The sequence below is a fragment of the Microbacterium sp. Clip185 genome, assembly GCF_028743715.1.
GTDB lineage: Bacteria > Actinomycetota > Actinomycetes > Actinomycetales > Microbacteriaceae > Microbacterium.
The window spans coordinates 3,130,979-3,146,246 of sequence record NZ_CP117996.1 but is presented as its reverse complement, the minus strand read 5'-3'; the positions used below and the strand labels follow the sequence as shown (position 1 = coordinate 3,146,246).

The 15,268-nt window shown below is 71.7% G+C and carries 14 protein-coding genes; 5 read left to right on the top strand and 9 right to left on the bottom strand.

Going from position 1 to position 15,268, the window contains the following annotated elements; all coding sequences use genetic code 11:
• Positions 1 to 113: 113 nt before the first annotated feature.
• The 4 genes from PQV94_RS15355 to PQV94_RS15340 all read right to left on the bottom strand — a co-directional run bounded on the left by PQV94_RS15355 (position 114) and on the right by PQV94_RS15340 (position 5,556).
• Positions 114 to 728 carry a helix-turn-helix domain-containing protein gene (locus PQV94_RS15355; protein ID WP_274286628.1) on the bottom strand — a complete coding sequence of 205 codons (615 nt, stop codon included), beginning with the start codon at positions 726 to 728 and terminating at the stop codon, positions 114 to 116.
• Between the two features lie 319 nt (positions 729 to 1,047).
• Positions 1,048 to 3,750: a molybdopterin-dependent oxidoreductase gene (locus PQV94_RS15350; RefSeq protein WP_274286627.1), complete on the bottom strand. Its 2,703-nt coding sequence runs from the start codon at positions 3,748 to 3,750 to the stop codon at positions 1,048 to 1,050.
• On the bottom strand, positions 3,747 to 4,583 hold the full coding sequence (locus tag PQV94_RS15345; RefSeq protein WP_274286626.1) for an FAD binding domain-containing protein: 837 nt from the start codon (positions 4,581 to 4,583) through the stop codon (positions 3,747 to 3,749). The genes PQV94_RS15350 and PQV94_RS15345 overlap by 4 nt, the downstream gene beginning before the upstream one ends.
• A 382-nt stretch (positions 4,584 to 4,965) precedes the next feature.
• On the bottom strand, positions 4,966 to 5,556 hold the full coding sequence (locus tag PQV94_RS15340) for a TetR/AcrR family transcriptional regulator (protein WP_274286625.1): 591 nt from the start codon (positions 5,554 to 5,556) through the stop codon (positions 4,966 to 4,968).
• A gap of 74 nt (positions 5,557 to 5,630) precedes the next feature.
• On the opposite strand from PQV94_RS15340, the gene PQV94_RS15335 reads away from it, so the two are divergent.
• Positions 5,631 to 6,023 carry a DUF1304 domain-containing protein gene (locus PQV94_RS15335; RefSeq protein WP_274286624.1) on the top strand — a complete coding sequence of 131 codons (393 nt, stop codon included), beginning with the start codon at positions 5,631 to 5,633 and terminating at the stop codon, positions 6,021 to 6,023.
• 69 nt (positions 6,024 to 6,092) lie between these two features.
• Positions 6,093 to 7,070 carry a zinc-binding dehydrogenase gene (locus PQV94_RS15330; RefSeq protein ID WP_274286623.1) on the top strand — a complete coding sequence of 326 codons (978 nt, stop codon included), beginning with the start codon at positions 6,093 to 6,095 and terminating at the stop codon, positions 7,068 to 7,070.
• 96 nt (positions 7,071 to 7,166) lie between these two features.
• Here PQV94_RS15330 and PQV94_RS15325 read toward each other — a convergent pair whose 3' ends face one another.
• Positions 7,167 to 7,934, bottom strand: coding sequence for a nucleoside phosphorylase (locus PQV94_RS15325; RefSeq protein WP_274286622.1), 768 nt, complete (start codon positions 7,932 to 7,934; stop codon positions 7,167 to 7,169).
• 121 nt (positions 7,935 to 8,055) lie between these two features.
• Positions 8,056 to 9,147, bottom strand: a complete 1,092-nt coding sequence (locus PQV94_RS15320; RefSeq protein WP_274286621.1) for an XdhC family protein — start codon at positions 9,145 to 9,147, stop codon at positions 8,056 to 8,058.
• Between the two features lie 50 nt (positions 9,148 to 9,197).
• On the opposite strand from PQV94_RS15320, the gene PQV94_RS15315 reads away from it, so the two are divergent.
• Genes PQV94_RS15315 through PQV94_RS15305 form a run of 3 tightly spaced genes read left to right on the top strand, consistent with a single transcriptional unit; the run spans position 9,198 to position 11,447 of the window.
• On the top strand, positions 9,198 to 9,758 hold the full coding sequence (locus PQV94_RS15315) for a nucleotidyltransferase family protein (protein ID WP_274286620.1): 561 nt from the start codon (positions 9,198 to 9,200) through the stop codon (positions 9,756 to 9,758).
• Positions 9,759 to 9,793: 35 nt separating this feature from the next.
• Positions 9,794 to 10,639: a hypothetical protein gene (locus tag PQV94_RS15310; RefSeq protein WP_274286619.1), complete on the top strand. Its 846-nt coding sequence runs from the start codon at positions 9,794 to 9,796 to the stop codon at positions 10,637 to 10,639.
• 40 nt (positions 10,640 to 10,679) lie between these two features.
• A complete protein-coding gene (locus PQV94_RS15305; RefSeq protein ID WP_274286618.1) occupies positions 10,680 to 11,447 on the top strand; it encodes a hypothetical protein in 768 nt (255 codons plus the stop codon).
• A gap of 4 nt (positions 11,448 to 11,451) precedes the next feature.
• On the opposite strand, the gene PQV94_RS15300 is transcribed toward PQV94_RS15305, so the two are convergent.
• The 3 genes from PQV94_RS15300 to aztD all read right to left on the bottom strand — a co-directional run bounded on the left by PQV94_RS15300 (position 11,452) and on the right by aztD (position 15,255).
• Positions 11,452 to 12,369: an NAD(P)-dependent oxidoreductase gene (locus PQV94_RS15300; protein ID WP_274286617.1), complete on the bottom strand. Its 918-nt coding sequence runs from the start codon at positions 12,367 to 12,369 to the stop codon at positions 11,452 to 11,454.
• Between the two features lie 81 nt (positions 12,370 to 12,450).
• On the bottom strand, positions 12,451 to 13,761 hold the full coding sequence (locus PQV94_RS15295; RefSeq protein ID WP_274286616.1) for a threonine/serine ThrE exporter family protein: 1,311 nt from the start codon (positions 13,759 to 13,761) through the stop codon (positions 12,451 to 12,453).
• A 309-nt stretch (positions 13,762 to 14,070) separates the two neighbouring features.
• Complete coding sequence (gene aztD / locus PQV94_RS15290; RefSeq protein ID WP_274286615.1) at positions 14,071 to 15,255, bottom strand: zinc metallochaperone AztD; 1,185 nt, start codon at positions 15,253 to 15,255, stop codon at positions 14,071 to 14,073.
• Between the last annotated feature and the right edge of the window lie 13 nt (positions 15,256 to 15,268).

Below are 15,268 nucleotides of genomic sequence, written 5' to 3'. Positions count from 1 at the left end.
TGCCGATCGTAGGTACCTATCGTTGATTACACATACCAATCGCGTTTCGCGCGCGTTACCTCTCGCGGGGCGCGGGGGATCGGAAGCGCGGCGCGGGGGCAGAATGCGGGGGCTCAGCGCTCGGCGACATGCACGAGCAGCAGCACGGCCGGGTCGGCGCCGTCGACGCGCCAGCGGTTGCGCAGCGCTCCGGGGTGCGAGAGGGCGTCGCCCGCAGTGAGCGTCCACGACCCGCGGTCCTCCAGCTCGACCGTCAGCGACCCCGCGACGAGGTAGATCGTGTTCTCGCCGTCGGACTCGAACCACTCGCCCACATACGGGGCGCGCGCGATGCGGTACTCCTGCACGGTCGCGCCGCGCGTGGCGGCCGAGGAGATGATCCGGCTGACGGCGCCGTCGTCGCTCTCGGAGACGGGAACGAGCTCGCCCTCGCCGCGGCGGACGACGTGGATCGGCTCCGGCTCCTCGTTCGCCGGCAGCAGCTCGGACGGCGAGATGTCGAGCACCTTCGCGAGCTTGAAGAGTGTGAGGATCGACGGCATCGTGCGGCCGCCCTCGATCTGACTGAGAAACGGCTGGCTGATCTCCGCCGCGCCCGCCAGAGCCCGCATCGAGAGCTTCTTGGCAGTCCGGGCGGCACGGATGCGACGCCCGAGCGAGACGCCGATGTACGCCTCCGCACCGGCGGGGCTCGCCGCATCCGGCTCGGTCAGGGCATCGGTCGTCACGGACCCAGGATCGCACCGGGCTCGCCATGCCACAAACCGTGCCGGCCGGCCGAAACACTACGGATGCACGCACCCGATGTGTTCGAGGGACCCGAGTCGCGTGCTCCCGACGTGTTCAAGGGACGCGAATCGTCGTCCCTGGGCCCGTGGAGCCGCGCTTCGGGTCTCTCGAACAGGGGAATCGGCATCGGCGAGTGTTCAAGGGACCCGAAACGTCGTGTTCCGGGCCGCGGAGCCGCACATCGGGTCCCTCGAACAGGGGATGCGGGCGCGCGAGCGCGGAGCACCGCGGGTCACGCGCGCGCGACCGCCCCGGGGTTCACCCCTGGGTGAGACGCCAGACGCGCTCGCGCGTGAACGGCTGCTGATAGGGGCGCACACCCAGGGCCCGCGCGATCGCGTTGCCGATCGCCGGGGCGACCGGGTTGTACGGCGACTCGCTCATCGACTTCGCCCCGAACGGGCCGAGGTCGTCGCGGGTCTCGGCGAAGTACACCTCGGTGTCGACGATGTCGGCGAACTGCGGCACGCGGTACGTGCGGAACACGGGGTTCTCCACGCGGCCGTTCTCGTCCACCAGCACCTCCTCGTACAGCGCGCTGCCGATGCCCTGCGCCGCGCCGCCCTCGACCTGTCCCCGGCACTGCGCGGGATTGAGGACCGTGCCCGCATCCGCCGACTGGATCGATTGCAGGATGCGCACGGTGCCGGTCGAGGGGTCGACGGCCACCCGCACGGCGTGCACGTTGAACGCGAGCGAACGCACCTCGCCGAGCTCCGCGCCCGTCGCCGTGAGGCCCTCCGGGGTCGCGTCGGATGCCGCCGCCACGATCTCCGCGAACGCGATCAGCCGGTCGCCGGCGCGCACGCCGTCGGGGGTGAGCTCGGGCTCCGCATCCGGGACGAGCGCGCGCGCGACGTGCAGCACCCGCTGTTCGAGGGCGAGACACGCGGCGTAGAGCGCTTTGCCGGCCACCGTGACACCTGCCGAGGCGAACGCGCCCGTGTCGTGGCTGACGAGGTCGGTGTCGGCCGTCTTGAGATCGAGGCGGTCGACATCGACGCCGAAGACGGATGCGGCGATCTGCCGCAGCACGACGGTGGTGCCGTTGCCGAACTCGCTCGTGCCGGCGCGCAGCGCGTAGGTGCCGTCGGGGCGCAGGGTCGCGGTCGTGTGCGAGATGTGGCCGAAGGGAGCCATCGTGGCGATCATCGCGACCGCCATGCCCTCGCCGACCGCCCAGCCTTCCGGCGCCTCGACCCCGTTGCCGCGGCGCAGCGCGGTCTCGGCGAGGTCCAGGCACTGGTCGAGTCCGTACGAGCCCCACCGCAGGTCGGGTTCGTGCAGATCGTCGCCGGGCCGGATGACGTTGCGCCGCCGCAGCTCGAACGGGTCCATCCCGAGGGCGAGCGCCAGCTCGTCCATCGCCGACTCGACGCCCAGGATCACCTGGCCGAGCCCGTATCCGCGGAAGGCTCCGGAGGGCACGTTGTTCGTGTACACGACCTCCGCGTGGATGCCGCGCACGGGCGAGCGGTACACCGTCATGGCATCGGCGCACGCGTGGAACAGCACGCCCCGCGAGTGGTTGCCGTAGGCGCCGGTGTCGCTCAGCAGGTCGAGCTTCATCGCGGTCAGCACGCCGTCGCGCGTCGCACCGAGCGTGACCGCGACCCGCATCGGGTGGCGCAGAGCCGCACGCTGGAACTCGTCGGTGCGCGAGAACTCGTAGGAGACCGCCCGGCCGGTGTCGAGCACGGCGAGGGCTACGAGGTCCTCGGTGAAGATCTCCTGCTTGCCGCCGAAGCCCCCGCCGACGCGAGCGGCGAACACCCGCACCTCGGCGGGGTCGCGGCCGAAGATCCGCGCGATCTCGTCGCGCACGAGGAACGGCACCTGCGTGCTGGAGCGGATGACGAGCCGTCCGTCGTCATCGATCCACCCGATCGAGCCGTGCGTCTCGAGCTGTGCGTGCGTGACACGACCGGTCTGCCACGTTCCCGTGACGGTCACCTCGCTCGCCGCCAGCGCCGCCTCGACGTCGCCGCCGTGGCTCTCCTGCAGCGACAGCACCGTGTTGCGCTCGGCGTGGTCGACGCGGTCCTGCGGCGTGCGGTCGGGGTGCAGCAGCGGCGCACCCCGGGTGCGGGCGGCCTCCGCGTCGAAGACGGCGGGCAGCACCTCGTAGTCCACCCGGATGGCGCGGCAGGCCGCATCCGCCGCCGCTGCCGACTCCGCCACGACGGCAGCGACCCGCTGACCCACGTGACGCACGACCGAGTCGAGCAGGCGGGTGTCGTCGGGGTCGTCCGTGCGGTGCTCGTGCCGGCCGGTCGAGTACAGGACGTCGGGCACGTCCTCGTGCGTGTACACCGCCACGACGCCCTCGATCGCGCGGGCGGCGGTCGTGTCGATCGACCGGATGCGGGCATGCGCGTGCGGTGACGACAGCACACGCAGCACGAGGGTGCCGACGACGGGCTCGTCGAACGTGTAGGGCTCGAGCCCCTGCACGATCCGGCGGGCGGCGGGCGGAACGAGCGAGGTGCCCACGGCGCCGGTGGGCGCGGGCCCGGTCTCGCGCACGGGACCCAGCACCGAGGAGCGGATGGCCTCGCGGATGGGACGGTAGCCCGTGCAGCGGCACAGGTTGCCCTTCATCTTGCGGTCGAGGTCGTCGAGGTCGTGCTCGCAGACGGTGGATGCGGTCACGCTCATGCCGGGCGTGCAGAAACCGCACTGGAACCCGAAGTTCTCGGCGATCGCCTCCTGCACGGGATGCAGCTCGCCGGGAGGGGCGAGACCCGCGGCGGTCGTGACCGAGCGGCCCTCCATCCGCACGGCCGGGATGATGCAGGAGTGCACGGGCTCGCCGTCCAGCAGCACCGAGCATGCGCCGCAGTCGCCGGCGTCGCAGCCCTTCTTGACTTCGGTGTGTCCGTGCTCGCGCAGGAGCGTGCGCAGGCACTGGCCGGGAGCAGGTTCCGCCTCGATGTCGGCGCCGTTGACCTCGAACCTCATACGGACTCCTCCAGCTCGGCGCGGATCCGCTCCGCGAACTCGATGCTCACCCCGCGCCGCCAGTCCGCCGCCCCGAGGGGATCGGTGTAGTAGCCGGACACCGATCCGACGGATGCGGCGAGGGTCGCCGCATCCGGCAGCTCGGAGAACCGCAGCACGGTGGGAGCCGCGGTGGCGGCGGTCAGAGTGAACACGCTCGCGCCGTCCTCGTCGACGCGGCCGGTGACGACCGCGCCGGAGCGGCCCAGCTCGGCGAGGGCGATCTTGCGCAGGCGCGCGGTGGAGCGCAGGGCGGATGCGGGGAACTCGAGCGCTCGCAGCACCTCGCCGCGGGTCAGCACATTCGTGCCGTTGCCGGTGGGCACCTCGGCCACGGGCATGCGGTGTTCGCCGCCGTCGGGTGTCCAGATGACGGCCGTGGCGTCGAGTGCTGCGGCGAGCGAGATCATGGCGCCGGCGGCGAACGAGCGGCACACGTTGCCGCCGACCGTGGCGGTGGTCCAGATCTTGAACGAGGCGAGGAGGGCGTGCGCCGCATCCGTGACGAGGTGCGCGGCGGTCCACTCGGAGGGCACGGGGGGAAGGCCTGCGGCGCGTCCCTCGGCCCAGGCGAGGAAACGGGCGATCGTGCAGGTCGCACCGACCCGCAGGCCGTCCTCGGTGAGCTCGATCTCGGGCCAGCCGAGGGTGGTGAGGTCGACGAAGCCTGTGGTGCCCGGCAGGGGCTCGCTCATGAGCCAGGTGCCGCCCGCCAGGAAGACCTCGCCCTCGTTCAGGCGCAGGTCGGACCGGCTTCGCGCCGGGCGGAAACTCGTGATGGTCGTGATGTCCACGGCTGCCTCGGGATGTTGGTCACATGAACAGCCCTCAGTGAACCAGGGCGGCGTTTCGTGGGTGTTTCGCGTGCGTGAGCCTGCGGTCCCTCGGCGAGCAGGCTACGCCCGGACGCGAGCACAACTCCTGCAAACCCGTCGTGCAGTACGCTGCCGGGCGGTGAGGCGCCGGTTCTGCAGGAGTTCGGGCGCGCGGACGCTGCTGGAGCCGCTGGCGGGCGCGGACCGCGTCCGGCCGCTCGCCGCGACGTAACTCCTGCAAAACCGCGGCGCGGCCCCGTCGAAGGCCCGGATTCGCCGGTTCTGCAGGAGTTCGGGCGCCGTGACGGTGCGGCGTGCGAGGCGCCGGGTCAGCGCGGCGCTCGGTCGGGGAGGCGCCGGGTCAGCGCGGACCCCACCCGGTGACGAGGATGCGGGCGTTGTCCACCAGATCGGCTGCCGCCGCGGGCTGGGCGCGCACGATCGCCATGGCCGAGAGCACGTGGGCCGTGCAGGAGCGGGTGAGCACGGCGCGGGCCTCCGCATCCAGATCGGGGCGGCGGGCGCCGACGCCCGCGGCGAAGGCGGTCGTGAGCTCGGCGCGGTACTGACCGACCGCCCGCTTGACGTGCTCGTCGTCGGCGAGGGTGCCGCGCACGCTGTTCATCAGGAGGCAGCCGTGCTCGGCGAGATGTGTCTGAGGGGCTTGCAGAGCGGCGGCAAGACCGGTGAGGTAGGTCTCGAGCGCATCGGTGCTCACGTCGGGTCCCAGGAGAGGGGCGAGTCGTGGTCGGATCACCTCGTCGAGGTAGCTCTCGATCGCCGCGTCGAACAGCTCGCGCTTGCTGCCGAACGAGTGGTACAGGCTTGAGCGGCCGAGTCCGGTGGCCGCCTCGAGGTCCGGGACGGATGCCTCGGCATACCCGTGCTGCCAGAACACGTCGCGTGCCGCGCGCACGACCGCATCCTCGTCGAAGGTCCGGGTGCGACCCATTTCGACCACCGCCTTTACTAGAACGTCCATTGCAGTATATATTGAAACGACCGTTGCAATAACAGGAGGATTCCATGCTCATCGTCGGACTCGTGTTTGCCGGCCTCGCCGCCGTCCTGCACGTCTACATCTTCTGGATGGAATCGTTCGCGTGGGATCGTCCGCGCACCCGCCAGACCTTCGGGCTGGGCAACGATGAGCAGGTGCAGATGACGAAGCCGATGGCGTACAACCAGGGCTTCTACAACCTGTTCCTGGCGATCGCGGTGTTCGTCGGCATCGTCGGCGTCGCCGCGGGTGCCACCTCCGTCGGCGCGGCCCTCGTGCTGACAGGCACCGGCTCGATGCTGGCGGCGGCCCTCGTGCTGCTGCTCTCGGACCGCACGAAGGCCCGCGCAGCGATCACGCAGGGAACCCTGCCGCTGCTCGCCGTCATCGCGACGACGATCGGCCTGCTGGTCGCCTGACCCCAACGACCTCGAGGACGTCCATCCGACGCCCCCGTCTTCCCTCACCCCACGAGAAAGAGGAACAACATGCGCGCCATCGTGCACTCCGCCTTCGGCGATCCTGCCGAGGTCCTTCACGTCGAGGATGCCCCGCTCCCCGAGCCCGGCGCAGGACAGGTCCGCGTGCGGACGCTGCTCTCGCCCATCCACAACCACGACCTGTGGACCGTGCGCGGCACGTACGGCTTCAAGCCCGAGCTGCCGGCCCGCGCCGGCACCGAGGCCGTCGGCGTCGTGGATGCGGTCGGTGAGGGCGTCGAGAACCTGAGCGTCGGCCAGCGCGTCGCCACCGGCGGCACGTTCGGCGTGTGGGCCGAGTACTTCGTCGGCCATGCCGCCGCGATGATCCCGGTGCCCGATGCGATGGACGACGTCACGGCGTCCCAGCTGGTCTCCATGCCCTTCAGCGCCCTGAGCCTGATCGAGTTCCTCGAGCTCGAGCGCGGCGACTGGCTCGTGCAGAACGCGGCCAACGGCGCCGTCGGACGCCTCGTCGCCCAGCTCGCGGTCGCCCGTGGCCTGAACGTGCTCGGTCTCGTCCGCCGCGACGCGGGCGTGGCGGAGCTCGAGGGCCTCGGCATCGGCAACGTCGTCTCGACCGAGGGCGAGAACTGGCGCGAGCGCGTCGCCGAGATCACCGGTGGCGCCCCGATCGTCGCCGGTGTGGACTCGGTCGGTGGCGCCGCATCCGGCGAGGTGCTCTCGCTGCTGGCCGAGAACGGCACGCTGGTCGCCTTCGGCGCGATGGCCTCGCCCATCATGGAGATCGCCTCGGGCGACGTGATCTTCAAGCAGGCCACCGTCAAGGGGTTCTGGGGAAGCAAGGTCAGCTCGTCGATGGCGCCCGCGCGCCGCGGTGAGCTGCTGCGCGAGCTCGTGACCCGCATCGGCGAGGGCGTTCTCACGCTCCCGGCGTCGCACACCTTCAGCTTCGACGAGATCTCGGATGCGGCCCGCGCCAACTTCGAGCCCGGCCGCATCGGCAAGGTGCTGCTCAAGCCCTGACCGCGCGTCATCCCGCCGAGCGAGCATCCGTTCGCCGAGCGAGCATCCGATGGGGTGCTCACTCGGTGAACGGGTGCTCTTTCGCGTGGGCGGGGGCTACAGCTCCAGTTCGACCGCGGTGTCCAGGGCCGCCTCGATCGAGCGCATCCAGCCGTCCTTGAGCGCGGTGTTCTTCTCGTCGTACAGCGACGAGCCGTCGACGAGGTTGCTCGAGCAGGCGCACACCATCCCGGCGCGCAGCCCCCGCATCCGCGCGACGATGTACAGCGCCGAGGCCTCCATTTCGACGTTGAGGATGCCCATCCGGTTCAGCTGACCGATCCACTCAGGCGTCTCGGCGTAGAACGCGTCGTCGCTCACGCTGATGCCGCTGTGCGAGCGCGTGCCGGATGCGGCGGCGAGCCGCTCGGAGTGCCGCTGGAGAGCGAGCGTGAGCGACAGGTCCGGCACCGCGGGAAAGCCCTTGGGCAGATACGCATCCGTCGTGCCGTCGTTGCGGAAGCTCCCCTCGCTGACGAGCAGGTCGCCGGGTTCGACGCCGGGCTGGAGCCCGGCGGAGCTGCCGACGCGGATGAACGAGGTCACCCCGACGCGAGCGAGCTCCTCCACGGCGATCGCGGTCGAGGGGCAGCCCATACCGGTGGAGGTGGCCGTGATGTGGCGCCCCTTGTACCAGCCGGTCATCGTGCGGTGCTCGCGGTTGTGCGCGACCTCGCGCACGTCGGTCAGGAACTCCGCGACCAGCGGCACCCGGAACGGGTCGCCCGGCAGGAGAGCCACGGACGACACCTCTCCCGGCGCGATGCCGATGTGGTACTGCCGGGCGGTGAGACCGGCCTGGGACTTGTCGACGGGCTGAGACATGCTGCTCCTCGGGTGCTGAGACGAACGGTTCGTCGCAGTCCCCGCCCTGGCTGTCGCCATGGTTGTTAGGACGCGCGGTCAGGCTAGCACCGCGTGCGCGCCTCCCTCGCCGAGCGCGCATTCATTCGTCGAGCGAGCACCCGATCGAATGCTCGCTCGGCGAAAGGCTCTCTCGCGCTGCGGGTGCGGATGCGGGTACGGAGGCGGAGGCGGATGCGGATGCGCGGGGGTGCAGGGCGCCGGTGCCGGCGCGGAGCGGCAGGCCCGAGCCGCCGCGCCGCGCCGCGACGATCTCGGCCAACACGGCGATCGCGGTCTCCTGCGGCGTGACGCCCGCCAGATCCAGCCCGAGCGGCGAGTGCAGGCGGGTGAGATCCGCCTCGGACACACCGGCCTCGCGCAGCAGGTCCGCCCGTCGGGCCACCGTGCGCCGCGCCCCCATGGCGCCCACGAAACCGACCGGGAGGGCGAGGGCGGTCTGCAGCGCCGGGATGTCGAGGCGCAGGTCGTGAGTGAGCACGCAGACCGCGGTGCGTTCGTCGAGCTCGCCCCGCTCGTGAAGTTGCTGCAGGTGCTCGTGCGGCAGCGCGCACACCCGTTCGTCGGCCTCGGGGAAGCGCTCGAGGGTGACGAGGGTGTCCCACACGTCGCAGACCGAGACGGCGAAGCCGGATGCGGCCGCCACGCGGCTGAGGGCCGCGGCGTGCTCGCCCGCTCCGAGGATCACGAGGCGGGGGCGGCGCGGAGCCGCCACCACGAGCAGCTCGTCGTGCCGCACGCTCTCGGGCACCGCGTCGTGAGGCACGAGCGTTCCGGCGTCGGGTCCCGAGGCGACGATGCCGACGGCGGCGGGACGGTCCGCCGCCGCCCGCTCGAGCGCGTCGAGGGCGACCGCATCCGTGGGCGAGACGACGCTGATGACGGCGTCGATCGTGCCGCCGCAGGCGAGGCCCGCCGCGAACGCCTGATCGTCGGTGAAGCCGAACCGCGCCGCGTCGCCGGTGCCGCGCGCGAGCGCCGCGAGAGCGAGCGCGACCGCGTCGCCCTCCACGCATCCGCCCGAGATCGAGCCGATCACCCGGGCGTCGCGCGTCACGGCCATCGCCGAGCCGACGCCGCGGGGAGCGGAACGGGCGACGGCGGTGACGGTGATGGTCGCCACGGTCTGCCCCGCGCGCAGCAGCGGCAACAGGTCGGCGGCGAGTTCGAGCATCCTTCCACGCTAACCAGCGCGTGTTTCGTGCGCGATACGCTGACCTGATCATGCGCCAGCCAGCTGTCGCCGGCCTCGTGCTCGCCGCGGGTGCGGGGCGCCGGTTCGGTTCTCCCAAGGCTCTCGCCCGCACCCCAGATGGGCGCTCGTGGCTCGCGCTCGCCGTCGGAGCGCTCCGGGATGCGGGGTGCTCACCGATCTACGTCGCCGTGGGCGCGGCCGCCGACGAGGTGCTGCCGCTCGTGCCCGCCGAGGCGGAGCCCGTTCTCGTCGCCGATCCGTCGGAGGGTGTGGGCGCGTCGCTTCGCGCGGGGCTCGCCGCCGCGAGGTCTTCGGATGCGGTCGCTCTCGCGATCATCACGGTGGACACCCCCGACCTCCCCGCCACTGCGGTGCAGCGCATGACGCGGTGTGCGGACTCCGCATCGCTCGTGCAGGCGGTGTACGGCGCCCGCCCCGGGCACCCCGTGGTGATCGGCCGTGACCACTGGCCGGCGCTGGCCGCATCCGTCGTCGGCGATCGCGGTGCGCGCGACTATCTGCGGACCCACGGGGCACAGAAAGTCGATTGCGCCGATCTCTGGTCGGGCGAGGACCGCGACACCCGCTGATGCGCCCGAGCGCCGCCGCAGGCCAGGATGGGCCTATGCCGGACGACACCGACGACGAGCTGGCGCGTCTGCAGGCGCGCGCGTACGGACCCGCCGCCGACATCGATGCGGCAGGCCTCGCCCGGCTCGCCGAGCTGCAGGAGAGCGGGGCCACCGCGGGGCAGACCGCCGCCGGCGCCTCCGCGGCAGACACACTGGCCGCGCTCTTCGGACCGCCGGCGGAACCTGAGGGCGCCGCATCCGACGTCGCGGCCCCGACGCGCCGCGGCTTGCGTGCCGGACTCCGTGAGGAAGACCTCGCGCCCGCACCCGAGCCCGAGGTCGTCTTCGAGCCGCTGCCCGATGCCGCGTCGGAGGCCGCCGAGGAGGAACCCACGGCGCCCGCGCGATCGAGCTCCGCCACGCGGATCGCCGCATGGCTGCCGAGCGGACGGACGCGGTGGGTCTGGATCGCGAGTCTCGTGGTCGCGATCGTCGTGACGGCGCTCGTCACGACGTGGCTGCGTCCGTCGGACGGCGCGGGACAGTTGGCGAGCATGCATCTTCAGGGCGATGTGGTGAACGGGGAACGTACGCGGGGTGGGATGTCGGAGCGGGAGGGCGTTCGCTACTACGGCGACTACCTCGGTCTGCACATCTATTCGCTGAACTCGTGTCTCCAGGCCGCTGTGGGCGAGACCCGCACCCCTGTCTCAGGCACCTGCGCAGGCGAAGGCCTCCCGCCGATCATGGACATCTACTTCGGCGGGACGAGTTCCGGTGGGGACGCGGCGGTGCCGGATGCGGTTCGCGAGCGGTACCCCGACGGTGGTGTGCTGCGCTTCACCCTCCGTGGCGACACGGTGCTCGTCGACGAGGGTGATCTCCCCGGTCGCACCTGACAGCTCCGCGATCGAAGCCCGATACCGAACAAGGAGGAGCATGCCCGACCCGACCGAGGAAGAGCTCGCGCACCTCCGCGCCCGCGCCTACGGACCGGATGCCGATCTCGATCAGGCGGGGCTCGCGCGGCTCGCCGAACTCGAGGCCGCGCTCTCGTCCCGGAGCGCATCGCGAACGACGCCCGCCCCGGAGCCTGAGCGGGAGGCGGAGCCTGAGCAGGAGTCGTCGCCGGTCGCCGCGGAGAATCCGCCCCCCGCCGACGATCCGGAGCCCACTCCGCCCATCGCCCCGGTCTCGTTGACCGCGCAGCCGACGCCGCGGACGCTCGATCGCCGCCTCCGCATCGCCTGGATCGTCAGCATCTTCGTGACGGCCGCCGTCGCCGCAGGTCTCACGGCGTGGACGTTGCCGTGGGGTGTGCGCGACGACCAGCACCACGCGGCGCGGCTCACCGAGCAGCCGGGTGCGGTCTCGTATGCGGGGCAGTGGATCATGGCGGGTCTCGAGCCCGACGAGCTCCGTTCCTTCGGCTCGTACGCCGGCCTCGAGGTGTATGCGACCGATGCCTGCATCATCGTCGCGACCGATTCTCTCGAGGAAACAGGCCCCGGCGCCGGGACGTGCGTGGGTGAAGGGATGGAGCCCCTCGTCGATTTCTTCATCCCTCGAAGATCCCGCGCGAGCGCCGGTGACTTCGGCTACCCCGAAGAAATGCGCGACCGGTACCCGGATGGCGTATCCCTGCGCTTCGCGCGCCACGGTGACGTCATCCTCGTCGACGAGGGAGAACTGCCGCCGGGATTCTGACCTCTCACGTGCGGATGACCACGTTCTCGGGCTCCTCGCCCGCGAGCAGGTGGGCGATCTGGCGCCGCACGAGGGCCACCATCCGCGGCTGCATCGCCGTCGAGGCGCCGCCCACGTGCGGCGAGATCAGCACGCCCGGAAGCTCCCAGAGCGGGTGATCCTCCGGGAGGGGCTCGGGATCGGTCACGTCGAGTCCGGCGCGGATGCGGCCCCGCCGGACGTGATCGACGAGTGCGTCCGTATCGATGAGCGTGCCGCGCCCGACGTTGACCACCAGCGCACCGTCCGGCAGCGCCGACAGCTCCGCGTCACCGATGATGCCGCGGGTGCGCTCGGATGCGGGGAGCGCGAGGATCAGCACCTCCGTGTCGGCGAGCACAGCGTGCAGATCCTCGAGCGCCGCCACCTCGACGCCGTCCTCGATGCGGGCATGCGTCGCGACGGCGCGCAGGTGCACCTCGAACGGGCGCAGGCGCGCGGCGATCGCCTTGCCGACGCCCCCGAAACCCAGCACCGTGGTGCGGCGGTCGGCGAGGCTCTGCGCGAAGGCGCGCGTCCAGTCGCGCTGACGGGCGAAGACGTCCAGCTCTCGCTGGACGGCGAGGGTCAGCGCGAGCGCCAGTTCTGCCGTCGACGTCTCGTGGACGGTTGCCGCGTTCGCGAACACGATCCCGGGCGGCAGCAGCTCTTCCGTGCCCTCATAGCCGATCGACTGGCTCTGCACGAGGCGGGTCTCGACACCTTCGAGTCGCGCGACGACGTCGCGCGCGCTCATGTACGGCGGTACGACCAGATCGATCCGGTCCGCCGGCGCGGCCGCATCCATCGGCCAGACCATCACCTCCACCTGCTCACCGAGGTCCGCCAGCTCGGCGGCGAAGGAGGGATCGGGTACGGACACGATGAGGCGGGAGGGCGTCATGCTGCGAGCGTAGCCACCGGGCCGAGGATTCTCCGGGGCGTTGCGCTGCCGCATTCGTTTCGGATGCGGCAGACAGCCGGTTCAGCGGGAGCGGTCGCCCCACTCCTTCTCCGACACGACTCTCGCGACCGTCAGCCCGATCGCGAGCGCCGCCACCACGAACAACGCCTGCACGCTGTTCTGCACCGCCGCGAGAGTGTCGCCGTCGATCGTCGCCACGATCGCGCGATACGCGGCCGCGCCGGGGACCATGATCACGACCGCCGGAACCGTCAGCGCCACCCGCGGCGCGTCGAGCCGGCGGTAGCAGATGAAGGCGCCGAGGCCCACGAGCAGTCCCGCGGCCATGGCCGCGACGGCGGGCATGAGTCCCGCATCCACCGCCGTCAGACGCGCGGTGTTCGCGATCGCGCCCACCGCGGCCGAGGCGATCGCGATGCGCCAGGGAGTGGCGAACAGCAGCGCGAAGCCGAGAACGCCGACGAACCCGGCCGCGAGGCGCATGACGGCGAGCACGGGTTCGTCCAGCAGAGGGGTCGCGACCGCGCCCGGCGAGGTGGCGAACAGGGCCGCCACGGCCCAGACGGCGGAGCCGGCGGTGAGCAGGATGAGGCAGGCATAGACCACACGGGCGATCCCCGCGTTGAGGTCGAGGCGGGCGAGGTCCATCGCGCCCGTGACCAACGGGAAGCCGGGCACGAGGAAGAGCACGGCGCTCGTGAGGGCGGCGTCGTGGGCGAACGGCTGGCCCAGCACCTCGAAGAACTGAGCGGCGCCGAGGTAGATCAGCAACGCCGTCGCCGCGGCGACGAACACGGTGAGGAACTCGTTCAACCGTGCGCGGCCCAGCAGCATCCGGACCGCCTGACCGGCGGCGGCGCCGACGCCGACGGCGACCGCTGCCGCCCATCCGCCGTTGTTGAGCAGGGCGAACGCGGCGCACGCCGCGCCGGCGGCGAGGATGCGCAGCAGCATCCCGTAGCGGGCCGGACGAGCGGCGATCGCATCCAGACGTGCGGCGAAGTCGTCGACGCTCCCGCCCGCCTCGGCCTCGACCTCGTGCGACAGCCGTTGCAGGGCCGCGATGCGTTCTGCGTTCACGACGGGGCGCGCGACCTCTGCCACGCGGGTGCGGACGAGCTGGCCGCGGCTGACCGTGAGCACGATGTCGAGCATGCCGACGCGAGCGTTCATGGTCTCGATGCCCCAGGCGCGGCCGACGCGCTCCATCGTGGTGCGCACGCGCGCGGAGGAGGCGCCCGCGCCCAGCATCAGAATTCCCAGCCGCAGCACCGCATCGGTGAGCGCGACGAACCGCACGGGTTCCAGTCGTGCCTCATCGAGGGGAGTGGCGTCGCCGTCGTCCGCCGGGATCATACGGGCGCCGGCCATGCTGCCATCCTCCCACCTCGACACGGCCGGATGAAGGACCAAGGCCCCGCCGCCGGCCCCCGTTGTTCAAGGGACCCGTGTTGCGGCGCCGGGCGGCCCGGGGCGACGTTTCGGGTCCCTCGGACAGCGTGCGCTCGTGTTGAAGGGACCCGTGTTGCGGCGCCGGGCGGCCCGGGGCGACGTTTCGGGTCCCTCGAACAGCGAGCGGGGCCGGGGCGTGAAGGTGACCCCGTTGTTCAAGGGACCCGTGTTGCGGCGCCGGGGTCCCGGGGGCGACATCACGGGTCCCTCGAACAGGGCATCCTCCGGTCAGGAGACGGCGACCTCGTTCGGGGTCACGGCGAGCGTCGTGCTCGCGCGCACCTCGCCGGTCGTCAGGTCGACCGCGTGCACCTTCTTCGCCGCGGGCTCGGTCACGTAGGCGATGTCGCCCGACACGACGATGGCGGGATGCGGGTCCTGCCACTCGAGCGGGCCCTCCCACGGTGCGATGACCGGGAACTCGTCCACCAGATCGCCGCTCGCGGGATCGATCACGTGGATCGATCCGTCGGTGGCGAGGATGTAGCCGAGGTCCTTCGGGCCTCGCGCGAGGTCGCGGAACGTGTACGAGACGCCCTCCGGGAGCGGCACGACCTTCATGCTCGCCTTCTCGGTGTCGATCAGCGCGATGTTCGAGAGCAGGTAGCCCTCCGCATCCGGGTCGTTCTTGTAGTCGCCGACGACGAGCGGGCTCGTGTCGGTGACGAAGATGTTGCCGGTGCGGCCGTATGCGTCGGGCGCCGTGACCTTCTCGATCTCGCCGTCGCGGTAGATGAGGGCGCCGTTCTCGCACCCGAAGACGACGACCTCGTCGGCGGCCGTGCCCTCGCCGTGCACGCCGGGGCAGTCGGCGTTCGACGTGATCTCGGTGCCGTCCTCGTCGCGCACCGTGATGCCGGTGCGCCCGTTCGCCGAGCCCACGGTGGTCACGAAGGTGCCGTCCTCCAGAACGATCGACACGCCGTGATGCGCCTCGGTGCCGGGGATCGTCGTCGATGCGGGAAGGGCGTCGCCGAGCGAGGCGAACGCATCCGTGTCGACGATCGTCGTGTCGCTCGTGCCGTCGGCGTAGAGCACCGTCTTGCCGGCGTGCCGCACGACGTGCCCGGGGGCCTCCGCGGGGAACACGAGATCGGTGAGCGCCGGATCGGACCCGGATGCGGCACCGGTGTCGAGAATCTGGAAACCCTCGCTCATCGTGACCAGCACGTGCGAGCCGTCGCCGGCCCGGTTGAGTCGGGTGAACTCCTCGGAGGCGAGGTCGCCGACCGTCTCCAGCGTCGTGCCGTCGAGCACGAGGATGCCGCCCTCGTAGCTGATCGCGACGCGTTCGCCGGCCGGCGCGGCGGCGGATGATGAGGATGCGGGCGCAGGTGCGGTGCCCGCGCAGGCGGTCAGCGTCGCGGCGGCGACGAGGGCGAGCGTGAGCAGCGCGGGACGTTTCAGGTGCATGTGGTGCCTCGTT

What these genes read in the sequence shown, in the direction of transcription:
- PQV94_RS15350 (WP_274286627.1), bottom strand. Translation starts at nt 3,750, where the DNA reads ATGAGGTTCGAGGTCAACGGCGCCGACATCGAGGCGGAACCTGCTCCC.
- PQV94_RS15340 (WP_274286625.1), bottom strand. Translation starts at nt 5,556, where the DNA reads ATGGGTCGCACCCGGACCTTCGACGAGGATGCGGTCGTGCGCGCGGCA.
- PQV94_RS15335 (WP_274286624.1), top strand. Translation starts at nt 5,631, where the DNA reads ATGCTCATCGTCGGACTCGTGTTTGCCGGCCTCGCCGCCGTCCTGCAC.
- PQV94_RS15330 (WP_274286623.1), top strand. Translation starts at nt 6,093, where the DNA reads ATGCGCGCCATCGTGCACTCCGCCTTCGGCGATCCTGCCGAGGTCCTT.
- PQV94_RS15325 (WP_274286622.1), bottom strand. Translation starts at nt 7,934, where the DNA reads ATGTCTCAGCCCGTCGACAAGTCCCAGGCCGGTCTCACCGCCCGGCAG.
- PQV94_RS15320 (WP_274286621.1), bottom strand. Translation starts at nt 9,147, where the DNA reads ATGCTCGAACTCGCCGCCGACCTGTTGCCGCTGCTGCGCGCGGGGCAG.
- PQV94_RS15315 (WP_274286620.1), top strand. Translation starts at nt 9,198, where the DNA reads ATGCGCCAGCCAGCTGTCGCCGGCCTCGTGCTCGCCGCGGGTGCGGGG.
- PQV94_RS15310 (WP_274286619.1), top strand. Translation starts at nt 9,794, where the DNA reads ATGCCGGACGACACCGACGACGAGCTGGCGCGTCTGCAGGCGCGCGCG.
- PQV94_RS15305 (WP_274286618.1), top strand. Translation starts at nt 10,680, where the DNA reads ATGCCCGACCCGACCGAGGAAGAGCTCGCGCACCTCCGCGCCCGCGCC.
- PQV94_RS15300 (WP_274286617.1), bottom strand. Translation starts at nt 12,369, where the DNA reads ATGACGCCCTCCCGCCTCATCGTGTCCGTACCCGATCCCTCCTTCGCC.
- PQV94_RS15295 (WP_274286616.1), bottom strand. Translation starts at nt 13,761, where the DNA reads ATGGCCGGCGCCCGTATGATCCCGGCGGACGACGGCGACGCCACTCCC.
- aztD (WP_274286615.1), bottom strand. Translation starts at nt 15,255, where the DNA reads ATGCACCTGAAACGTCCCGCGCTGCTCACGCTCGCCCTCGTCGCCGCC.